General features: G+C 62.2%; 12 protein-coding genes. All 12 read right to left on the reverse strand.

Going from position 1 to position 20,607, the window contains the following annotated elements:
- Positions 1–220: 220 nt before the first annotated feature.
- Complete coding sequence (locus ACUN9Y_RS05625; RefSeq protein ID WP_445459704.1) at positions 221–1,243, reverse strand: DUF6708 domain-containing protein; 1,023 nt, start codon at positions 1,241–1,243, stop codon at positions 221–223.
- 3 nt (positions 1,244–1,246) lie between these two features.
- Positions 1,247–4,081, reverse strand: a complete 2,835-nt coding sequence (locus tag ACUN9Y_RS05630; protein ID WP_445459705.1) for a T6SS effector BTH_I2691 family protein — start codon at positions 4,079–4,081, stop codon at positions 1,247–1,249.
- On the reverse strand, positions 4,078–4,968 hold the full coding sequence (locus tag ACUN9Y_RS05635; protein WP_445459706.1) for a DUF4123 domain-containing protein: 891 nt from the start codon (positions 4,966–4,968) through the stop codon (positions 4,078–4,080). Before ACUN9Y_RS05635 ends, ACUN9Y_RS05630 begins: the two co-directional genes overlap by 4 nt.
- 6 nt (positions 4,969–4,974) lie before the next feature.
- Entirely contained in the window at positions 4,975–7,635 is a 2,661-nt protein-coding gene (locus tag ACUN9Y_RS05640) for a type VI secretion system Vgr family protein (RefSeq protein ID WP_445459707.1), read from the reverse strand.
- A gap of 80 nt (positions 7,636–7,715) precedes the next feature.
- A complete protein-coding gene (locus ACUN9Y_RS05645; protein WP_445459708.1) occupies positions 7,716–8,894 on the reverse strand; it encodes a hypothetical protein in 1,179 nt (392 codons plus the stop codon).
- Between the two features lie 3 nt (positions 8,895–8,897).
- Positions 8,898–10,001, reverse strand: a complete 1,104-nt coding sequence (tssA, locus tag ACUN9Y_RS05650) for a type VI secretion system protein TssA (RefSeq protein ID WP_445459709.1) — start codon at positions 9,999–10,001, stop codon at positions 8,898–8,900.
- A gap of 273 nt (positions 10,002–10,274) precedes the next feature.
- Positions 10,275–10,820, reverse strand: coding sequence for an Hcp family type VI secretion system effector (locus tag ACUN9Y_RS05655; RefSeq protein WP_445459710.1), 546 nt, complete (start codon positions 10,818–10,820; stop codon positions 10,275–10,277).
- 206 nt (positions 10,821–11,026) lie between these two features.
- Complete coding sequence (gene tssM / locus ACUN9Y_RS05660; RefSeq protein ID WP_445459711.1) at positions 11,027–13,495, reverse strand: type VI secretion system membrane subunit TssM; 2,469 nt, start codon at positions 13,493–13,495, stop codon at positions 11,027–11,029.
- A complete protein-coding gene (tagF, locus tag ACUN9Y_RS05665; RefSeq protein ID WP_445459712.1) occupies positions 13,492–14,433 on the reverse strand; it encodes a type VI secretion system-associated protein TagF in 942 nt (313 codons plus the stop codon). The genes tssM and tagF overlap by 4 nt, the downstream gene beginning before the upstream one ends.
- 31 nt (positions 14,434–14,464) lie before the next feature.
- Complete coding sequence (locus ACUN9Y_RS05670; RefSeq protein WP_445459713.1) at positions 14,465–18,490, reverse strand: type VI secretion protein IcmF/TssM N-terminal domain-containing protein; 4,026 nt, start codon at positions 18,488–18,490, stop codon at positions 14,465–14,467.
- 12 nt (positions 18,491–18,502) lie between these two features.
- Positions 18,503–19,264: a type IVB secretion system protein IcmH/DotU gene (gene icmH / locus ACUN9Y_RS05675; protein WP_445459714.1), complete on the reverse strand. Its 762-nt coding sequence runs from the start codon at positions 19,262–19,264 to the stop codon at positions 18,503–18,505.
- Positions 19,261–20,604, reverse strand: a complete 1,344-nt coding sequence (gene tssK, locus ACUN9Y_RS05680; RefSeq protein ID WP_445459715.1) for a type VI secretion system baseplate subunit TssK — start codon at positions 20,602–20,604, stop codon at positions 19,261–19,263. The genes icmH and tssK overlap by 4 nt, the downstream gene beginning before the upstream one ends.
- Positions 20,605–20,607 lie beyond the last annotated feature (3 nt).

Raw genomic sequence — 20,607 nt, forward strand, 5'->3', positions numbered from 1 at the left:
CTTGCGTCTATCATCCGATGGCCAGGAACGTCCTCGATCTCAGTACGAATTTTGAGTATTGTCTTCGCTGGCTTACACAAGCTCGATATCCATCTCGATGCTTCTGGACGAACTGACGAAGGAGGCTTCCTCAGTAATCAAAGCATAGCCCCTCTTCGTCAATTGGACATTCGAGACCCTACAGCCAGCTTGACCAGAAAAATCGGTCATGTTTCGGCGTTTAAGCCAATAACTCTCGCACCAGGAAAGTGAGCCCAACTCCCAGCACACCAAGCCCTACAAAAAAGCAGATCAGCGGCCAACCGAATTCCCAGAAGTCGTACTTTCCATTATCACGCCAGTCCTTTTGATAGGGGTCGTCGGGATCAATCTGACAAGCAGCTTCTATTTCATCCGGCCAGCGCGGCACTTTGCACGTGTACATGGCAAACCAGCGTCCAAGAATTTCCAGTGCTGCTATTGGCGATACTAACAACTGCACAACAAAGTGGTGCGCAGTACCCGCAAAGATACGAACCACACCGAACGCCAAGCCTTCCCGACGGCCATCGACGGGAGGACATAACTCAGTGATGGCATAACAATCCTTGACGCCCTCCGGGTCTTCCATATACTGTCGGACGTACTCCCATAGCATCATTAGCGACTCTCTATCACCATAATCTGGATAACAGAGTGTGAAGACGTCCTTAATAGTTACGCCATCGTCATACAAAACATACGCCCTAACATCGTAAGAAGTTCTTCCCATGGTTAGTTTGTTTTTTATTTCACAAAAAACCAATTCATCCCAATCGGCTCGAATCACAGTTCCATCAGGTCTAAAAGCATAGACCAACCTATCCCGACGACTGAGCCGCACAGGATAGTGTGTTTGGCGAAAAGAATCTAATCGCAAAACATATAACCCTCCCCAAAAAAATGGAATAGAGAGAATAAAAGCAACTGCAAAAAAAACCCATGTAGCAAGATCATTCTTCTCTAACGAAACGACCAAAATCCCACCAATCATAGCGAACAAAGTGACAATAACCGCGCAACCCAGCCACGCTGCTGCACCTTTGCCTGCATACCAGCGATCGACAAGATCCAGATAAGAGCTATTTATTCTGACAACAGAAATCCAATCCATAGCCCTATCTGTCACCGACTTTTTACTATCCAGCCTTCCTTTATATTCAACATCACTCAACGGGCGACCGACTTCGTATGCAGACAACTTTCCAAGTCCAGTAAAATCCATTCACTACCCCCCTAAAACCAAACATGGCGATGTCTCAATCTGTCCTCTATTACTGGCATCGACACCCATCTCTTTCATAGCCATCTCAAACTGCGAAAGCTCTATACCGAGCTCTCCATAACGTTCATTTTTCAACTTTCCAAAGGCACACCTGTTCATCCACTCTTGGATCGCATCATTTTCAAGAAACCCTATCAAGAGCGCAATTCCAATGCCAACAAGAACCAGAACAACACCAATACCTGTCGCCGAAAGAAAAATACCAAAGGTCGTAAAACCCGCTCCCAAATATCCACCTAAAAGCAAAGCGGCCCCGACACCCGAGAAAGCGGACGTAAGATAGAGCCCCGCCATCCCAACATTACCGCTACGCAACTCTCTGACAGTATGATAGACATCAAAGGCCGACATGATAACTGCTGCCCCAAAACCAAGTGCGCGCGAGAACCCTCCAAACCGTTTCACCCACGATTTATTCGCCAACTCTGCTAGCCTTCTATAGCCAGATCCTGCTCCCTTCTCAATCCCATCATGCATTATGTTCCCAACCCCAGCTACAACCGCCCCCCAGCTAGAAAAATTACGCCAGTTATTCTCAGTGCGCTTATGATCCATACTGTCATCCAGCTTCTTAGTTAACTGGTAGGAAGAAAACACCTGAAAAATCAAACCGACCACTGCGAGCCTGGCATTGGTATCGAAGATTGCCTTATATCGCGCCACTTGATTGGTCGGCCACTCGTCCATTTCCAGCAGTGCATTGGCTGCCCGGTTTATCGACTGGCGGTCGCCGAGTTCTCCTTCAATATCTATCAAGGCGAGGCGGTCGACTCGCATCCTCACCTGTTGCACCGGCTGGCCCTGCGAGTTACGCCCTAATGCCACTTCTCGACGTTGGCCACGTGAGCGTATCTCCAACCGCCGCTTCAGTAATTGGGCGTCAACGTCCCCTAGCGCCTCGGGGTTGAGCTTCTTCATCATGTTGACCATGGCATCCAGAGCGTCGCTGACCGTCCCGGTATGCCGCACCATCTTGATCGGCGAGCCGCCGATGACGCCGAGAAATACAACCAGCCTCTCGAGTCCGGTATCGATCACCTTGTTGAGGATCAGCATGATCGGCCCGCCTACTGCAACGACCAACTGGGCTACAAGGTTCTTGCCATCTGATTCCAGGTGTTTAAGGGAGCTGTTGTACAGGCCGATCAGCGAGGCCCATTTGTCATAGGGGATATCCGGAGAGGATGTATCGACCCCCGTAAAGGCATCGAGCACGGACTGTTGGTTATGAACGAGAGCACGTTGCAGCAAGTTGGTGCCATCGGCAGTACTCGCCTCCAACCAGGCTTGATAGTTGTCGAAGCATATCTGGTTTTCCTGGGTATCCTGTATACACAGCAACAATGCTTGGATGTAGCCCACCCCCGATTCGGCGTCCGCATCGTCATGGTTGCAAGCAAACGACCGGAACATCGCTTCGCCGCGTAGCCAAGCCTGGTGAGCCCGTGCCAGAGGTACCAGATGGTTCTGATCATATTCGGCCAGCGCTCTCTGATAGACGTTTTCACGCCACTGCCTCGGCTGACCGTCTTCCAACTTGCTTTCGTACTTTTCCCAAGCATCGTCCGCGGCCGTATCCAGGTCCTCTCCACTCAAACCGTCAACGGCTTCCTGCTTGGCATCTTTCAACCGCTGCTCCCAGCGGCGTCGGTAATCGTTATTGTTCTCGAGTTGTCTCGCATGATGATTGCGCAGGTCGAGCCCACCATCCCTTGCGAGCATCCCATGGCCGGGTGTTACTCGATCCACGGCTTTCTGTTGCTCGGCGCGAATCGTCGAGACCTCGGCTTGATTGCGAATCGCTTCCTGGAGCGAGTCAATCAAGGCCGAGATCGCCAGCGGTCGCTGCCAATCGTCCTGATTCATGAACTCCTGAAGCCGCACTCTCATCAAGTCTGCCAGGTCGGCAGCCACCCCTACCGGATCATCCACGGCGATCATCATGGCCGGCGCGGAAAGGGGCTCGACCTGCTCGTCGGCCCACTGCATGAGCCCTCCGGTATGCCCCAGGAGACCATTTAGGTCTACTCGACTATGCCCAAACGGAGATGAGGGAGCAATCTCGCCCTCCGCTGCTCCAGATACCGAACACTGACTGAGGGGAGACCACTGGTAGTGGCTTTCCGCCACACGGCTCTCCAGCTCAGACATCGCCGCTGCGTGGTCGGCACTCCCGCCACGCCACTCGGCAAGCGATACTTTCCGCATATGATCGCGCCGACGTATCTCCGTCCCCTCGATTGGCACATTGGTAGCGTGCTCATGCCACACCCGCTTGGTCCAGGCGGTATCGGAGAAGGCCAGATAGATGTTGTCGGCCTGGTCGGCATCGGGAATCGTGATACAGCGCCCTGGGTAGTGATGATCAGGGTTCGAGGCGCATGAAAACTCGGTCTCGTTGGCAGGCGGCTGCAACAAGGCATCAATGCCTTCCTGCACATTGTTCGGGTCGATCCTTGCCAGGACACTCTGTTTGACTTCCGTGACGTAGGGAAACAGAAAACCTCGCTCTGTCACCACGTAACCTGACCAACTACCTCGTACTTCATTGAAGACATAGAGGTAGCCACCCCGCGCCAACCTCAATGTATAGGCTTGCCCTTCTGGCAGAGCGATATCCGCTACGCCAGCGCCAAAGGGTGCGCTCAACGCGGGCCCTTGGGGAGCCGAGCTGCCACTATCGGTTCTCGTCACTGCATAACGCAGAGGCAGGATGGGTAATCCCCCCTTCTGGCAGAAGGGACAGTCCCCGATAGATTTGTTCGGTTCTTCGCTCATGGAGCCTCCTTGCTATCGGTTCGGTCATCCAACTCACCGGCCAGACGTTCCATCGTGGCCTCATCAAGATCAGCGCAGACCTCGATATAGCTGTGACCCTGTTGACGGACTTGATCGAGCCGTGACCGCAGTGCGGGATGAGCATGGATGTTCGGATGGAAGCAGACGGCTTGCTCCACATAGAGTTTACAACCGTCATCATCCTTCACCGATGCTTGCCTCGCCTGTTCCAGCAGGGCATCGGTCCATTGCCAGAGCACCTGATTTTGCTCTCGCTCGGGGGCAGACATCATCAAGGTGACCAGGGTGCTGTTCAGCAACGCCAGTCTATCGATTTGCGACCACTGTCGCCCGGATAACAGTAAATGATGAAACTGCTGAGGCTCGCTGGATTGGTGGCCGCGGCGGTGCCACTGCCCGCGATCATTCGGCCAGCACCATGCATTGATGGGCCCAAGCAATCGATCCATTTGTCCATCGTCCCACTGCCAGCAGAGGTGACGAAATACGTGGGGATCGTAATACCTCAGCCACCACCGCCTTTGGTCGCCTGGACGACGCTGCACCAGGTGCTGTTTTAAGTGCTCCACGACGTGACCGGCAGGGGCGGGACTGTCGAGAAGAGCACAAAAGTAGGCAACGCCACGGCGCCGATAGCGCTCGATTCGCTCGGAAAGAGCCGCCCGCTCGCCGGCATCTATATCCTCCAAGAGAACCAAATGGGGTTGCAGGTGTGGCCGAACCTTGGCCAAGGGGTTCGCCAGCGGCTCGCTGGGGAGGTCCGCCCACGCATCCGCTTCCACCGTCAACGGGTTCAACAAGGCGTAACGATAGGTCTTCAGCCAGCTAGCCATCGGCTCATCTGCCAACACCGGGTTCTCGGACATGGGCCTCTAACTCCCTAGCGGGGTGGCGCCCGCTCGCTGCTGATCGGCACCCATCATTTGGGTTTCACACCCCCCTTCCGGCAGCTCTTGCAACTGACTGTTAAGACTCGCAGGACCCGCAAAGCTGTGCTGGGCGCCCTTGACGTCGATCTTGCCGGGGCCGTGGATCTCGATATTGCCGCCTTTCAAGCGGATATAGCCGCCGCCGCTGGACAGCAGGATCTCTTCCTTGGCGTCGATGTGCACGCGGTTTTCCGTCGAGGTAACAGTCACATCCTTCTCGGCGGTCAGCTCCAGGTTGTCGCTTTGCGCCTGGACCTCGACCTTGCCTTGGGCCGCAAACAACTTGATGCCAGCGCGCTGGACGAATAACGACAACCGCTGTGACAGCGACGCAATCAGGCTCTTGCCGGTGGCCAGGTTGATGTCTTCGCCGCTGGTGATGCTCAGGGACTTCCCCTGGGCGAGGTGGGTCGATTGCGGGGTGCTCATGGCGATACCGGCAGGAGAAGCAAGGTGCAGCCAGGGGCGCTTGAAGTGATCGGCCTCCCCCCTGCCGCCCTGGCTTGCCCCTCTGGCGGTGCTCTGGTCCAGGTCGCGGCTGGCGTCGGCGACGCCATAGGTGCCTTGGGCGTCGTCGCTGGCCTGCTTGATATCATCACGCGCGTCGAGGGCTTCGGCGTTATGACCGGTGGCACTGTCGCTAAGCGATTCTGCCAACCGGTATGCACTCGACAACTGCTGATACGCGGGTGACAGCGCAAGCTGTTCTCCGCCGGCCCCGATCTGGCCCCAACTGGTCAGCAGCAGGCCTTCGTTGGCGCGAACGGCGCCGTAGGCATCTGTGCGCAGCTCGAAGCCGGTACCGCGAAAGGCGCCGCGGGTATTGCCGTTCTGGTGGATCAGGTAGCCGAGGTTAAGCTGGCTCTTGGCGTGCTCGGAATTGAGCCGCACCCGCTCCTGGTCGGTGGCATCATCGAACACCAGTTCGTTGTACTTGCCGCCGCGATAGGTCTTGGTCTTGAAGCCCGACAGCAGGCCGTTGGAATGCCACTGGGGCGTCTGGTCACCGTTGTAGACGCGTCCGGTGATCAGGGGCCGGTCGGGGTCGCCCTCGAGAAATTCGATCATGGCCTCCTGCCCGACTCGCGGCACGAATACCCCGCCCCAGCCTTGACCCGCATTGGGCTGGGAGACCCGTAGCCAGCAGCTCGATTGATCATTGCCCTGGCCGGATGTTGCCTGCCGGTCCCAGTGAAACCGGACCTTGACCCGGTTGAGGTGGTCGGTGTGGATCTCTTCGCCCTCCGGGCCGACCACGATGGCGGTCTGGGGGCCGCCGACGGTCGGGCGCGGGTGGTCGAGGGTGCTGCGGTAGGGCTGGCTTAGTCGCTGTGTCTCGAAGTCGACCAGATAATGACCGGTGCCGGCGCGCTGGTAGTCATCGTGGTGGAGGCTATCGTCTTCTAACCCATGGGCACGGCGGGCGTCATCGAGCGGCGCCTGCAGACTGCCCGGCAGGGTATTGAGATGAGCCGAGACCGGCAGGGCGTTCTCGGCATGAATGGTAAGGCCCAGCACCAGGAATTCGCGCTCGTCACTGCCGCCACCGTCGTGGCGGGCGTGCTGGCTGAGCTCGAACCAGCGCCCCACTTCGAGCTGGCGGGCGCCGCCGGCGCCATGAAAGCGCTTGGCCTTGGATTCCAGCGCCTCCAGGCGATTAAGCGTCAGGCGCTCGCCGCGAAAGTGATCGTCGAAGTAGTACTCCCCGGGGGTGTCGTAGACCTCTTGCTCGGGCAGGTTGCCCTGGTCGCGAACGGTGTCCTGCAGGCTGCGCTTTTCAAGCCGAGGCTGCTTGTAGTCGAAGGTACCCAGGCTAACCCGGGTGGGTTGCTGCTGGCGCCGTCCGCCCCATTGGGTGATGGCGTCCTCACGCTCGGTTGAATCCTGGCGATGAAAGCGGATTCTCTGGGGCGTGACCGGCTGGCAGGTCTGTGGATCGTCGGTGAAGACGATGCGGTGGCCTATAAAGTCACCGCGCCCTTCGCCAGCCGCGCCGCGCTCTTTACCGTCCACGCCCTGGTCACCGTCCACGTCCTGGCGGCTACCGGCGTGCTCGGCGTACCACCAGATGCCCTCAGTCTCACAGAGCCGGCTAATAAAGTGATAGTCGCTTTCTCGGTACTGCACGCAGTAGCTGCGCGCAGGGTACTCGCGGCGCAGATCGAAGCGCCACTGGCACTGACTCGGGCCCAGGGAAGCGGCCTGCTGCTCGAACACCGCCTCAAGCACCTCCACGGCGCTCTTGTCCTGGAAGATGCGGCTGTCGCGGCCGAGCTTGAGCATCGCGATCCAAGGCACGAGCCGTAACTGGTAGTAGAACACTCCGCCATCTTCACCGAGAAGCGCGGCCGACTCGACCAGTCCTGACAGCCGCCGGTACTGGCCGCTGGCCTGGCGGATGGACAATTCGGCGGGCTGAGCCATTAGCGTCTTGAGCTCGATGTCGCCGCGCTGAGAGATGCAGTCAAGGGTATAGGCGAAGGGCCGGGAGACGCGCTCTTCACCCACCAGGCGATGGGGAATCAGCTCCGCTCCCCGACCTGCCTCCAGATCGAGCTTGAGCAGGCGTTCGTCCTGGGTCAGCGAGATCTCGAACGACGCCAAAAGGCTATTCAGTCCGTTATTTAGCCCGTCAGTTAGCCCGTCATTTAGCCCGTCAGTTAGCCCCGATGAATCTGCCATGATCAGCTCCCTATCCTTGTGTCCGCCGATGCGGCGACGGCCGCTTCCTGGCTTGAGCTATCCGTGCCGCTCGTGCTGTGCAATACCATGGCTCGGCTACGTTCTTCCTCGGCTACGTTGAGCATCAACGCATCCTGTTCTGGCATCTTGGCCAGTGACGCCACGGCCAGCACCAGCTGCAGCGCGGTCAGTGCTTCACCCGGCCAGCCACACCACTCCTCGACGCTAATGCCGTCATCGATGATATCCAGGCTCACTCCACGCTCGAGTAGCGCGCGACTTACCTCGGTGGCGCGCCCGGGGCGCCTCAGCGAATCGCTGATCAAGACATCCGGCGTTGTATCGGCCAAGGCTGAGGCCAGAAGCTCAACCAGGTTAGCGTGCCGGGTCCGCTGGTGAAGGTCATCGCGCTTGGGGTGTGACTTGACGCTGGCTTCATCGAGCCACCATCCCGTAGCCGGATTCGGAGTATCCTCGGCGACTCGCTGCAGCAGCAGCGCGGCGCAGGCTTCGCCTACCTTCATGCCATTGGGGGTGGAGGGCCCGGCGAGCAAAGCATGTTGCTGCAAGCGTCCGACATCGGCTCGGTTGATCAGCGAGTCGGCGCTGATCCACACCACATAGGGCCTGCCGCCGGTGTCCGGCACCGACAGGTGGCGATGCATGTCCCAGCCGTTCTCGGTGTGACGTAGGCTGCCAAGGCCCTGCCCGTAAGGAGAAGCTTGAATCATTTTTCGCAGCGGCTCGATGATGGTGTTCCAGGCCGTGGCCGAACGCAGTGGCGCACTTAGCACGATATCGAACCCGACCTCGGCCGGCCTTGGTTCGGCGTTGTCGAGCATCATCATCGCCTCCAATGCAACCGCCTCGATGAGTTGATGCACTCGCTGCGCCTTGGCCTCCGGGTCCATCGGATCCGGCGCCTGCTGCCCCACCCCCTCCACAATGGGGTGGATCAGCAGGCGGGAACCGCCCGCCCCTTCCAATGTCGGGGATACTTCGGGCGCAGCCTGCGGAGGAATTTCACGGGCATTCACCAACCCCGCAGGCGTCAGGGCGACGCCGTCGATCACCCGCAGGCGGTCGCGGCGAAAGTCGCTGCGCTCGGTGCTGACCTTTGGCGTTTCGACGGGCGCCGGGGGGCGACGCTGAAGACGGTCGTATATCGATGCCTTGGACATGGCCTAGTTCTCGTCTCGGCGCTGGGTCCCCAGCGTCTCGCGAATGCCGTCGATGACGTTGTCTTCGCGGATGACATCGCGCAGCCAGTCTTCCAGCGGCATGCGCCCCCAGCGTACCGCGCGCTCGACCAGGTACGGCACCGGGCTGTGAGGTTCGCTGCCCTTGAAGAACTGGGCAACGCCGTTGAGCATATCGAAGGCTTCTTCGCGGCTTCTGGGCGTGGTGCGCAGTGCAGCACCCTCGCTGATCGTCGCCGTTGAGCCGCCTGGCTTGGCGCCTTGGGGCGTGGCCAAGCCGTCTTCGTCGGCCACGGGATCGGCGCCGTCACCTTGGGCGTCCTTGTCGAGGCTGACGCCGCGCTCGCCGAGCAGGCGCTCGAGCAGGCGCGTGCACTCCGCCAGCACCTCGGTGAGCTGCGAAAAGGTCGGTGCCTGCTCCTCCAGTCGCTCGACCAGGGTCTGCTCCAGCGTCGCCAGGGCCGTCAGGCACTCGCTGATGTGGTGGTGGCGCTCGATCATGGCGTCGGATTCGGTCAGCACCACGGCGCGCTGGAAGATCTCCGCGTTGATCTTGCCCTCGCCTAGCGCCGCGTCCATGGACTCGATGCCGTTGCGCGCCTGGTTCTCGACCTGGCGCGATTCTTCGTAGCGCGCCAGCCCATAGTCCTGGCCATCCAGCAGCGGGATGCTGCCGACCATCACCGCCAGGGTGCTGTCCAGCCAGATCAGGCGCGCCAGGCGCTCTTCCTCGCCATCTTCCAGGGTCGGATACAGCGGCTCCCAGTAGCGCTGGCACAGCTCGGTGACAAGCCCCAGGCCATAGGCCATGCCGGTAAAGTGGTCGCGGTGGGACAAGCCCTCGCAGAGCCAGCCAGCCAGCATCAAGTCCTTGCTCTGGTCGCCCAGGGCCTGGGCACACAGCGTGACGACCTCGTTCCAGTCCGAGCGTTTGAGGTCGGCCTGCCAGTCGCCCTGGGCGAGATAGGCCGGGTCGGCCCGACGTGCCTCCTTGATCTGGTCGATGAGCAGCGAAAAGCTGATATCTTCCCCGGTACCGTGCTCGCCAATCGGTGCGAGCAGCGCTTCGCGATCCCATTCATCGACCATTGTGATTCCTCTCGATTGCCGCTTTAGTTCGATTACCGCTTGAGCAACGTGGCTGAAGCCTCAGCGTTGAAACGCTGCGTCGATGGGTCACCACTGACGTAGCGATGTTGTTGTGACGCCTGGCTCAAGGTTCCCTGGTCAGCTCCCTCGACGGCCGGTGATCTCACGGAGACCGACAATGCTCGAAGAGGCTGGCCAGGAAGCACGGCCATGGGGCTTCCCCCATGGCCGTGAACTACATGACGCACATGAACTACATGACGTACACGAAGATCAGGAGTAAACGCGGTTGCGAGTACGATCCCAGCCGCCGGCGATGTTACCGCCACCCTGGCCGTCCTGACGCTTCTGCTGGGTATAGGTGACCTTGATACGCGAGTAGTTAAACTTGATCTCCTCGGAAGGCAGATCGTGACGCGAATCATGCACCGAGTCGGTGCCGCCACCGTTTCCGGTCTGCGAGAAGCTCGCCATGCCTTCCATTTCGGTGGAAGACACGATGACCTCTTCGAGCCTCACTTCGGCGTAGCGCACCTGCTCACCGCCAGCACGGTGAACCTGCAGTACCACCTCCTTGATGTGCTGGCCACGACAGCATGCCTCGAACAGCTTCGGCGATGACTTGTCGATGAACTTCTTGATCGCGAACTCGCTCAGGTTGACGCGCTCGGCAGAGGCGCCACCGGCGGAGCTCGCGGTTGCTGAGGTGGCTTGGCTGGCGCCGAACTCGAAGCTCAGCAGCTCAATCCAGTCCGTGTGGTTGGCGTCCAGACTCTCACCCGGAATGCCGTCGACTTTGAGATATGCATCGAATGCCATGGTTAACACTTCCCTAGTTTGCGATGGTTGAACTACCGACCCGATGGAGAGCCAAACGCAGTCATGCTCCCTTCGGGCCTTTCTTGCAGGCACGCTACCGCCCGGAGCCTCCATGGCTCCTTCCGGTGCGACCTACGACATCCGCCACTCCACGTCCTCGAAGTGGCCGATATCTTCCTGGTGACGGCAAGGGCCGTGGCGTGCGCTCAATTCAGCGCACGAACCTCGATCTCCACCCGTCGATTCGGTGCCAGACAGCGAATCCGTTCGCCGCGGCTCATCTGACCCTCGCACTGCACCAGCGGACGCTCGTTGCCGGCCCCGATGGCCTCCACAAGCGCTGGTGCGATGCCCTTTCCGATCAAATAGGTACGTACGGTTTGCGCGCGCTCTAGCGAGAGGCGCTTGTTGGCCGATGCCGAGCCGATCTGGTCGGCATGCCCAACGATCGAAATGCGCCCGACCTCCGGCGTGTTGGCCAGCCGTTCGGCGATGCGGTTGAGCTGACGCTGCCCTTCGCCCTGCAGGCCGGCGAAATCGGCGCGACCGAACGAGAACAGGGTGTCGGACTCCAGCGTGATGGTTTCCAGCGTGCGCAAGGAGCGGTCCAGCAGGCCGTCGATATAGTTGCGGCTCGACGAGATCAGAAACGAGTTGTCGTCGATGCGCGGCACGTCCGGGGCATGAACCTGGGCGGCATAAAAATCGATCTGGCGGCTGGCGAAATCCAGGTCCCGACGGTCACGCTCACCGAGTTGCTGCGCGGTGATCGCTGGGTACCAGTAGTCCGGCAGGCGCTGGCGCAGCAGCTCCGTGGAGACCTTGTCCCGGGGGGTGCGCGATAGCTCGAGGTAGGTCGCGAGCGTGGCGTTGCCAAAGTCGGCCAGTGCCTGGGGCGAGTTGTCGACCGGCCGCGCGTAGGCCTCGACGCTCTCGATGTCGATCTCGGTGACCCGCGGGCTTTCACCGCTGCGGTAGACCGGAATCGTCGGCAGCGTGAACAGCGCCTGGCTCAGGTTGTTCGACACCGGGGTGAGCATGGTGTAACCGAGCTGCGTGAAGTAGCTCTCACGCACGGCCGGCTCGACGTCCTTGCCATGATAGAGCCCCAGGCGCATCGACCAGGGCACGCCCTGCTGATGGCGTTCGTCGTACTGCTTGGCCACGGCGCGCAGCCTGTCCAGGGTCTCCCAGCGGGTGTAACTGGTCGCCTGACGTGCATCGTTGTGTTCGGCGGCGCTCAAGCGGGCGTCGATGTCACCCAGCTCGACGCTGTTGTGGTAGAACGACAGGGCCCAGCCACTGCACAGCAGTCCCGCCAGAGCCAGTGCCGCCCAGCACCAGCGCAGCTGGCGCTGGCGTACGCTATTGGGCCCGCTGTACAGCCCCACCAGATGCTGGTCGGGCAGGATGACCTCGGAGAACAGGCCGGCAACGAATAGGCTCTTGCCGTCCTGCGCCGCGCCGATGCCCTGGCTTGCCGACAGGCCGAAACGCTCTTCTATTTCGCGGGCGTGGGCGCCCTTGACGGGCTGGCCATCGGCGAGGGCACTGGTGAAGTAGAAGCCACGCAGCAGTGGTGCCGACTGATACGGGTTGGCCTTGAGCAGCGCCCCGGCGAAGTCCGCCAGTAGCGGCGCCAGGGCCTGGAGCTCCAGCGGGAATTCGAGGGCGGCCGGATCATCCCGGGTGTGAATCATGTCGCCTTCGACCAGGCGCTGTTCACCGATGGCGCGACAGCGCATCACCAGCCGCGACAAGGCGCTGGAAAAACGCTCGGCCCAATCCGCGCTGGCGAAGTCCTGATGCGCGAAGGTGCTGCCCAGTACTTCGTGGCGCTGGGACGGCTCGAGTTGGGCATGAAACTGGCGGAAACCGGGGATCAAGTCGCTCTTGGTGAAGACCAGATAGATCGGCAGCACGGTACCGAGTTGATCGTAGGTTTCCTGCAACCGCTCGCGCAGGCGCAGCACCAGTTCCTCGCGCTGTGGCGGGGCGCAGTCGGTCAGCTCATCGATGCTGACGGCGACGATAAGGCCATTGAGCGGGCGTCGCGGGCGGTGGCGCTTGAGCAGGTCGAGGAAGGCGCGCCACTTGCCGGCTTCTTCCTCGTCACTGACATAGCGACCCGCCGAGTCCAGCAGCACGGCTTCGCTGCTGAAGAACCAGTCGCAGTGGCGCGTGCCGCCGACGCCGGCAACGCGGGCGTTCTCGCGGTCGGCGAACGGAAAGTTGAGGCCCGAACGGTAGACCAGGGTGCTCTTGCCCACCGCCGGCTGGCCGATGACCAGATACCAGGGCAGACGGTAGAGCAGGTCGCGCTTGCGGCCCTTGCCGTCCTGGCCCTTCTTCATGCGCTCCAGCGCATCGAGCAGCCGCTCACGCAGCAGGCTGACCTCTTCGCGGTCCTCGGGCGAGGCGCCCAGCACCGCGTCGTCGGCGTTCTGGATCAGCACCGATTCGACGTCGCTCTTGCTGGTCATGCCGCGATACAGCAGCAACAGGTACAGCGCCGAGGCGACCAGGAAAAACAGGATGCCGGCCAGCACGCTGCCGAGGGACGAGAAGCCCCACCATACCCCGACGCCCCAGATCACGAAGATCATCAGGAAAAACGCCAGGGCCATCCCGTAGGCACGGTACTTGAGGCAAAACAGTTTCAGTCGATTGATCACAACGGGGGTCCATTCGGTTCGATCGCGCCCTCTTCGCCGGGAAAACGCGTGATGTAAGTCCCCATGTCGAGGGTTGCCGCGGGGGGAGTGGCAAGCGCCCGCCGGGGATCGAAATGGTCGAAGGCTTCGAGCACATCGAAGCGGTCAGTGGCCGGCGCCAGGCCTGCCACCAGGCGCAGGGCGTCGGGCTCGGCGCTGGCAAAACGCCACAGCTGCGGGCGCATGAAGTCGTCCACCAGCAGGCTGGCCTTGGCCCTCGCCCGGCTCGCCCGCTCCAGCCAGTAAAGCCACAGGTCGGCGGTCGGCCGCTTGAGGGCGCGTTCGGCCGGCAGCGGCATCACCGCCTGCACCGTCTCGCCGCGCTTGAGTCGCTCGCGCAGGTCCTGCATGCGCAAGGCGACGGCCGTGCCGACGAACTCGGGAAAGCCGGGCGCCAGCGCCCGTGACAGGTCGGCGTAGCGCACATCGTCGAGATAGCGCGACAGCAGGCGCTGGTGAAGTTTCAGATCGGCCTCGCCGAGGCCTCGCAGGTCATCGACGGCCCGCTGGAGCTCGGTGATGTCGGCGCTGCCGTGCACGGCGCGCTGCAGCAATTCACGCAGCTGACCGCAAAACGTCTCGCCGAGGGTATGCACCCCAACGGAACCCTCGGCGCTCGGCGCGATTCCCAGGCGCTGGAAGACCAGCAGCGGGTAGCGGCGGCCGCTGGCATCGCTGGAGGCGTGCATGCCTCCGAGCAGCCAGTAGCCGTTGCTGGCTCGAAAATGGAAGAAGCAGATGGGCAGCGCATCGAAGTGTGCGGCCCAGTCCTGCTCGCACTCGGCGAGCCGCGACAGCGCCTGCTGCAACCACTCGTCGAGCTCGCGCACGTCCTTGTAGGCCGCGTTGTGCGCCACGAAGTCGGCGCTGCCCGGCAACTTGCCGAAGTAGCCGATCATGCCTCGCCCTCCGAGCTATCCCTACGCGCCATCAGCGTGCCCCCAGCGTCGGGATGCGCAGTCGCCGGACCTGCTCGAGATCGGTCAGCTTGACCCCGCCGAAGTTGCGCGCGGTAAAGCTCACAGGGCCCGCTCCTGTGTACCAGGTGAAGCGCTGACGGACGCCGTCGAGATTGGTCACGTCGGCGGAGTCGATCATGCGCAGCAGCCCCCAGCGTGACGGGAAATCGAACACCGTCACCCGCTGTCCGCCATAGGTGACGATATCCAGACGAGCCCCGGCCTCGCGGGGCTCCCCGGGCCAGGTGAAGCGCTGCCAGGACTGCTGGCCATTGCGATAGACCTGTTCCTGCCCATCGATGGTCAGGCGAATCGAGGTCAGGTTGGGGGCCGGCTGGATCATGATCTCGAAGCCGTTCTCGACATCGCCGAGGCTGGCAAGCACATCGCCCACCCCGGTGCCATCGGTAATGGTCGAGGTGATGCGCGGATCGACCAGCGGCTCGCCGTCGCTGCGGGCATCGGCCAGGCTGCCGACCTCGGTCTCATCGAAGCGCGTCAACATACCGGACTGGGGGTCCACGAAACGACGCAGGTCACGCACCGAGGCCTCATTGGCCGAATCACTCACCGGATAGCGCCCCCCCACCATGCTGTTCCAGGGCACGGCGATCTGATCGCCCCAGGCGGCGGCAAGCTGAATCGCAATGGGACCGTTCAGGCTACTGACGGAATACTCCACCGGCGCCCGGAACAGGCGCTGAAGCGACTGCACGAGTTCGTCCCTCGAGGTATCGATGTTGGCCGCGACGTAGTTACGCAGCGCGGTGATCTCGTTGGGACGCCCCTCGACCACATCCTCGACCAGTTGCTTGGTGCGTTTGCCAAGATCGCCGCGTTCGAGGCTGTCGAGTCGTACCTTGAGCTGACGCAGCAAGAGCAGGTAGCGGTCCATCTGTGTGGCATCTTCGCCGCTGCCCACATCGGCATCGAACAACTGATTCACCGGCTCGAAGTAGCCGGCGATCACGCCGTCGAACGCCGACGGCATATCGGACAATGCGGTCAGCGAGGCCTCGGCGCTGCCTCCGTCCTGACTGACCCAGTCCACGGTGCTCTGCCAGAAACCCGGCGCTTCCTGGTCCTGGGGCGCGTCGTCACCATCGCCTCCCGGGGCAGCGGCCCCGGCGCTACGGCGCTCGGCATCCACGCTGTCCCAGCGGGTATTGGCGTCGACCATCTGCAGCAGCGACTTGATCGGCGACCGCTGATAGTCACTCAGCTGAGTCAGGTGCTGACGAGATTCTTCCAATCCCTCGAAGCGTCGAACACCGACCCCGGTCAGGAAGCGTTCCCAGGCGAAGATATAGTCACGCTTGTAGCGCGCCATCACCGCCTGGGCGAACTGCGCCTTGTTATGGCTGTCGTCCTCGTTGGAGTCGCCATCCAAGACCCAGTCACGCTCCACTTTCAGGTCCGACGCCAGAGTCTTTCTGAGCTCCGGCGACACGAACTCCTGCCACACCCGGTGGGTGAAGAAGGCGGGCACCGCTTCGCCGGCGTACATCGCCGGCTGACTGGCCTTGGGCAAGATGTCCGCCAGGGTCAGCGCCGGGAACTGGGCTTGGGCCGCCAGGCGCAGGCGCAGGTACTCGCGATCGGCCGGCGAATTGTCGATCAGAAAGGCCTTCAGGTTCGCCCTGGCCCGGGCGACCATGCGCTCGTCACGGACAAGCGCCGGTACCTTGCCCTGCTCGAGATAGTTGGCGTAGAGCGCGACGTTGTCGCGAATCGCCGCGGCGCCGTGATTGACCCGCGGGTCACGCCGGGCCAGGCGCTGCCAGGCGGCGGGCAGGGCCTCACGCACGAAGTCCGCCTCGGGGTGCACGTCTGGCGCGGTCAGCACCAGGTACAGCTTCAGCGCGTCATAGGCATCGATCAGCTCCGCCACCTGGGCGGGCTCGAGCTGATTCAGCGCCGCCTGGGAGATCGCCGGGCCATCCTCGGTGACCGCCGGCCCGCTGTTGGCGAGGCCATCCAGGCCACTGCGCCAGGCATCTCGGGCGCCCTCTCGCAGGGCATCACGTCCCTCCTGACGCACGCCCCAGTAGGCATCGTTGACGCTGCCGCGCAGGCGATAGTCGGCTTCGCCACGCAAGCGGCTGGCGAGCTCTCCCGGTGAGCGCGGCACGCTGCCAAGGGCCGGCCGCGACGTCAGTCGGTCGCGCATGCTGTCGCGGCGCTCGGCCAATGCCTCTTGGCCTTGGCCAACGATCGAGGCGTCGGCATCCGCGTCAGACCGCCCGTCGATGGCGCCGCCCAACGTCGGGCCGTAGTCGACCCGGGGATCGAGGCCCAGGGACCCAGCCAGCTCGCCAATGGCGTCCAGACGCTGGCGCAGGCTTTGCGCAACGGGCGTCAGGGCCTGGCGGTCGAGGGCGCTGAAGTAGGCCTGCTCGACCCCAGGGCGCAGGCCGCCTGCCACGTTAAAACCACCGTCTTGCCACACCGGCAGCCCGTTCTTGGCCTCACGTTCAAGGCGCGAGAGTTCCCGATGCAGCAAGGCCAGACGATCACGGTCGGGAGCCTCGGCGGCGCTCCCTACCTGCTCATCGAGCCGTATCAGGGTCTCGCGTTGATACCAGTAAGCGCTGCCCAGCACCCCCAGCACACCGACCCCCACCAGAGCGCCGATGGCGGTCAGCCAGAGATTGACCGAGCGCCGGTGGCCATCGCGGGACTGATGCTGCACCAGGCTACGATCGGCGATGATGACGTCGTGAAACAGGCCCTGAATGAAGTAGCTACGCTCTGAGCGCACGCCGTTGCGGCCCGCCGGCATGCCGGGGTCCTCGGCGCCCGCCTGGTGCGGCGCGACCGCCTGAGCCGCAGCCGTGCCGTCGCTGGCACTCAAGGCGAAGGTCTCACTGACATGGTCGTCGATGACGGCCTCAAGGCCTTCACCGCGCTGCAGGGCGCTGGTGAAGTAGAGCCCCCGCGTCAGCGGCGCCGAGCCAGGGTTCACCCGCAGGTCGAACGGCTCGAGAAAGTCCGTCAGCCGCCCTTCGATCTCGGCCACATAGTCCGGAAAGCGCAGCAGCGTCGAGTCCGCCTGGCGCCCCTGGTCACGCAGCTGGCGCTCGACGTGGGCACGCAGCGCATCCACCATCGGCGTGAAGCGCCGGGTAAAGGCACGGCCGACACCATGGCCGCGAATCTCGGACAGTGGGAAGGTCATCCCCCAGGGGCGCTGGCGGCTCTCGCCGGCCAGTTCGCCGAAAGCCTCGACGAAGCCGGGCAGCAAGTCGGCCTTGCTGAAGCACAGATACACCGGTGGCGTCGCGCCCAGGGCCCGATGATAGTCATCGATGCGTTCGACCAGCTGCTGCGCGTGGGCATAATTGTGCTCACGAGTTGAGTGCAGCAGCTCGGCCAGATCGACCACCACCACGAGGCCGTTGATCGGTGTCTGACGGCGCCGCTTGGCCAGCAGGCGCAAAAAATCGCCAAACTCACGCGCCGGCTGCTCTTCGGCGATGTAACGCCCGGCGGTGTCGATCATTACCGCTTCGGTACCGAAGTACCAATCACAGTACTGGGTACCGGACTCGGCGCCGAGCCCGGCCACGCTGGTGTTCAACCCCGAGCGGGTCAGCAGCGACGTCTTGCCCGATGCCGAATGCCCGACCACCAGGTACCAGGGCAACTCGCTCAGGGTGCTGCGACGCCCACTGCGGACCTTGAGCATGCCAAGTGCCGACTTCAGGCGCTCGCGCAGTACCTCGTACTCACCGGACGGCGACGCCGCACTGGCCGCCTCGCGATCGACTTCCAGTTGCACCAGGGTTTCCAGGCCGCGCTCGGCGCGCACCTTGCGATACTTGCGCAGCACGATGGCCAGCAGCCATACCGCCGACAGGATCGCCACCGCCACCGCCAGCCGCTGTGGACTGCCGCCCAGGCGTGGTACCCACCACACACACAGCGCCACGCCGATCAGCCACAGCAGAAACGACAGCAGCCAGAAACTCTTCAATACCCCCAGCAATCGCCTCATGTCTGTCTCACCCTAGGAGGTTTCGAAAAGTGACGGCAGGCGCTCGATCAGCGCATCGACACGGGTATCCAGCAATCCGTCGAGGACCAGAAACGCCACCCCACAGAACAAGGCGATCAGCACCAGATAGACCCACACCGGGACCTCATGACGCAGCAGCTGGCCGACCTGATCCGGCAACCGCCAGCTCGGCGATAGCTCCGCCGGAACCGGTCGATAGCGGGCCAGGTCCTGACCCAGGGTGTTGGCGATGTAGCGCAACTGGTCACGATGCTCGAGCCGGAACTTGCCCTCGAAGCCCAGCGCCAGGCACAGGTGATAGACCTCGAGCACGTCGAGATTGCCCTTGATGTCGCTGCGCAAGGTCTCGAGACGCTCGAAGAATCCTTCGCCGGCAAGGTGCACGCCGAAGTACTTGTACTGCAGCGGATACAGTTCGATATGCCGGCGAATGTTGCTCTCCCCCGCCGCCAGCACGCTTTCATCGAGAAAGGCGCACAGCGCATATTGGCCGTCGCGGTACTGCTCCAGGGTGTAGCCGGAGGCCAGCGCCCGGGCTTCCAGCTCCTGGAAGTACTCCTCCACGCGCTGGAGAAACGTCTCGACGCTTTGGGCCTCGCAGCCGCGACGCACCATCAGCACCATGGACAAGAAATCCTGTACCAGAAGGCTCAGCCGTGCCGGGGCGTCCTCCTTCGCCGACTGGTGATGGGCGGCGTGCCGCGGTGCCGCCGAGTACTGCGTTCCCTGCTGTGTCGCTGAGGTCTGGTTCATTTCAACACCGCCATCAGTTCAATTTTTAGATTGGTAAAGCCGCTGGGGACGTAAAAGGCGATGGCCTGGGCGGCCATCATTCGCTCGTACATGCGTCCCTTGGGTTCTAGGGCAAAGTAGTGGTTGTCCAGGCGCACCGGGATCGCCACCGGCAGACGCGCGGCATGCGCCAGCGTGCCGCCAGGCATGGCGCTGTTGACGACCACCTCGATGTCTTCCGGAGAGCCCACCTTGAAGGCCCTCGGCACCAGCTCGATCAGCTTGGCGCCCGGCATGTCGGCATGCACGCAGACATAAAAATCCGCATCCACCAGGCGCGGATCGTGCAAGCGACCGACGAAATACGACGGTTTGGTCTGCTCGAGCGAAATCGGGATGTACTGGTTGGGCACCACGGTATCGAGCAATTCCCGGGCCATGGCCTCGAGCCGGAACAGCGAACGAGCCGGATCCCGATGTTGGTAATCCGGCAGATCACTGAGCTGATGCCCCATGGAGAAGGTCATCAGACTCGCTACCAGATCGGTGAGAAAGCGATACAGCTGCTCGGGGGGCAGACGCGGGTTGGCCAGCAGGTGCGCCAGGTGCGGATAGGCGCGATTGACCGTGTACAGCAGCCAGAACAGCGTGACGTCACTGGAGCCAAATTCGGCGACCTTGTCGGCACGCTCCCGGCGCCGGCTCGACAGCGCTTCGTTCTTGGCCTGGAGCACGCCAATCAGGCGCTGGGCCACCGCCAGCAGGGTATCGTTGGCGCTCAACTGCAGGCACGGCGGCACGAAGTCGGCATCGACCGAGAAGTCGCCGGCGGCATTGCGCTTCAGGCGCAGCAGCGGGCAATGGCTGGTGCCATCGAGATCATCGCCTTCCAGCAGCAGCGTGGCATTCAGTTCAAGCAGCGCCAATTCGTTGTCGAGTTCCCCTTCGAGCAGGTCCGGCAGGCTCTCGAAACGCTGACGAAAACGCCGACTCTTGCCACGGCGGTGCTCATCGTCGACCACATTGGGCGCGAAGGGCTCGAGCTGACGCACGGCGGCGTAGACCTTGCACTCCGACACGCCACTCAACTCACCCAGGTCACGTGCCGGCGGCAGGGGATCATGCTGGGGGGCATCGACCAGGGTGCCATCGGCGAAGACGACCTTGAGCCGCGACAGCTGCAGACGCCCATGAGCCAGGGCATCCTGGTCCACTTCCAGTATCTGCACGCCCCAGTTGAAGGGCCCAGAGCGCGCATTGGCCTCGCCCAGCTGGTGCTGGTGAAACTCGTCCTGATACTGGAAGTGTTGCGGCTGCAGGAACATGCCTTCGGACCACATCACTCGGTTATGCTTGCTCACGTA

Source organism: Halomonas sp. V046 (genome assembly GCF_052645355.1).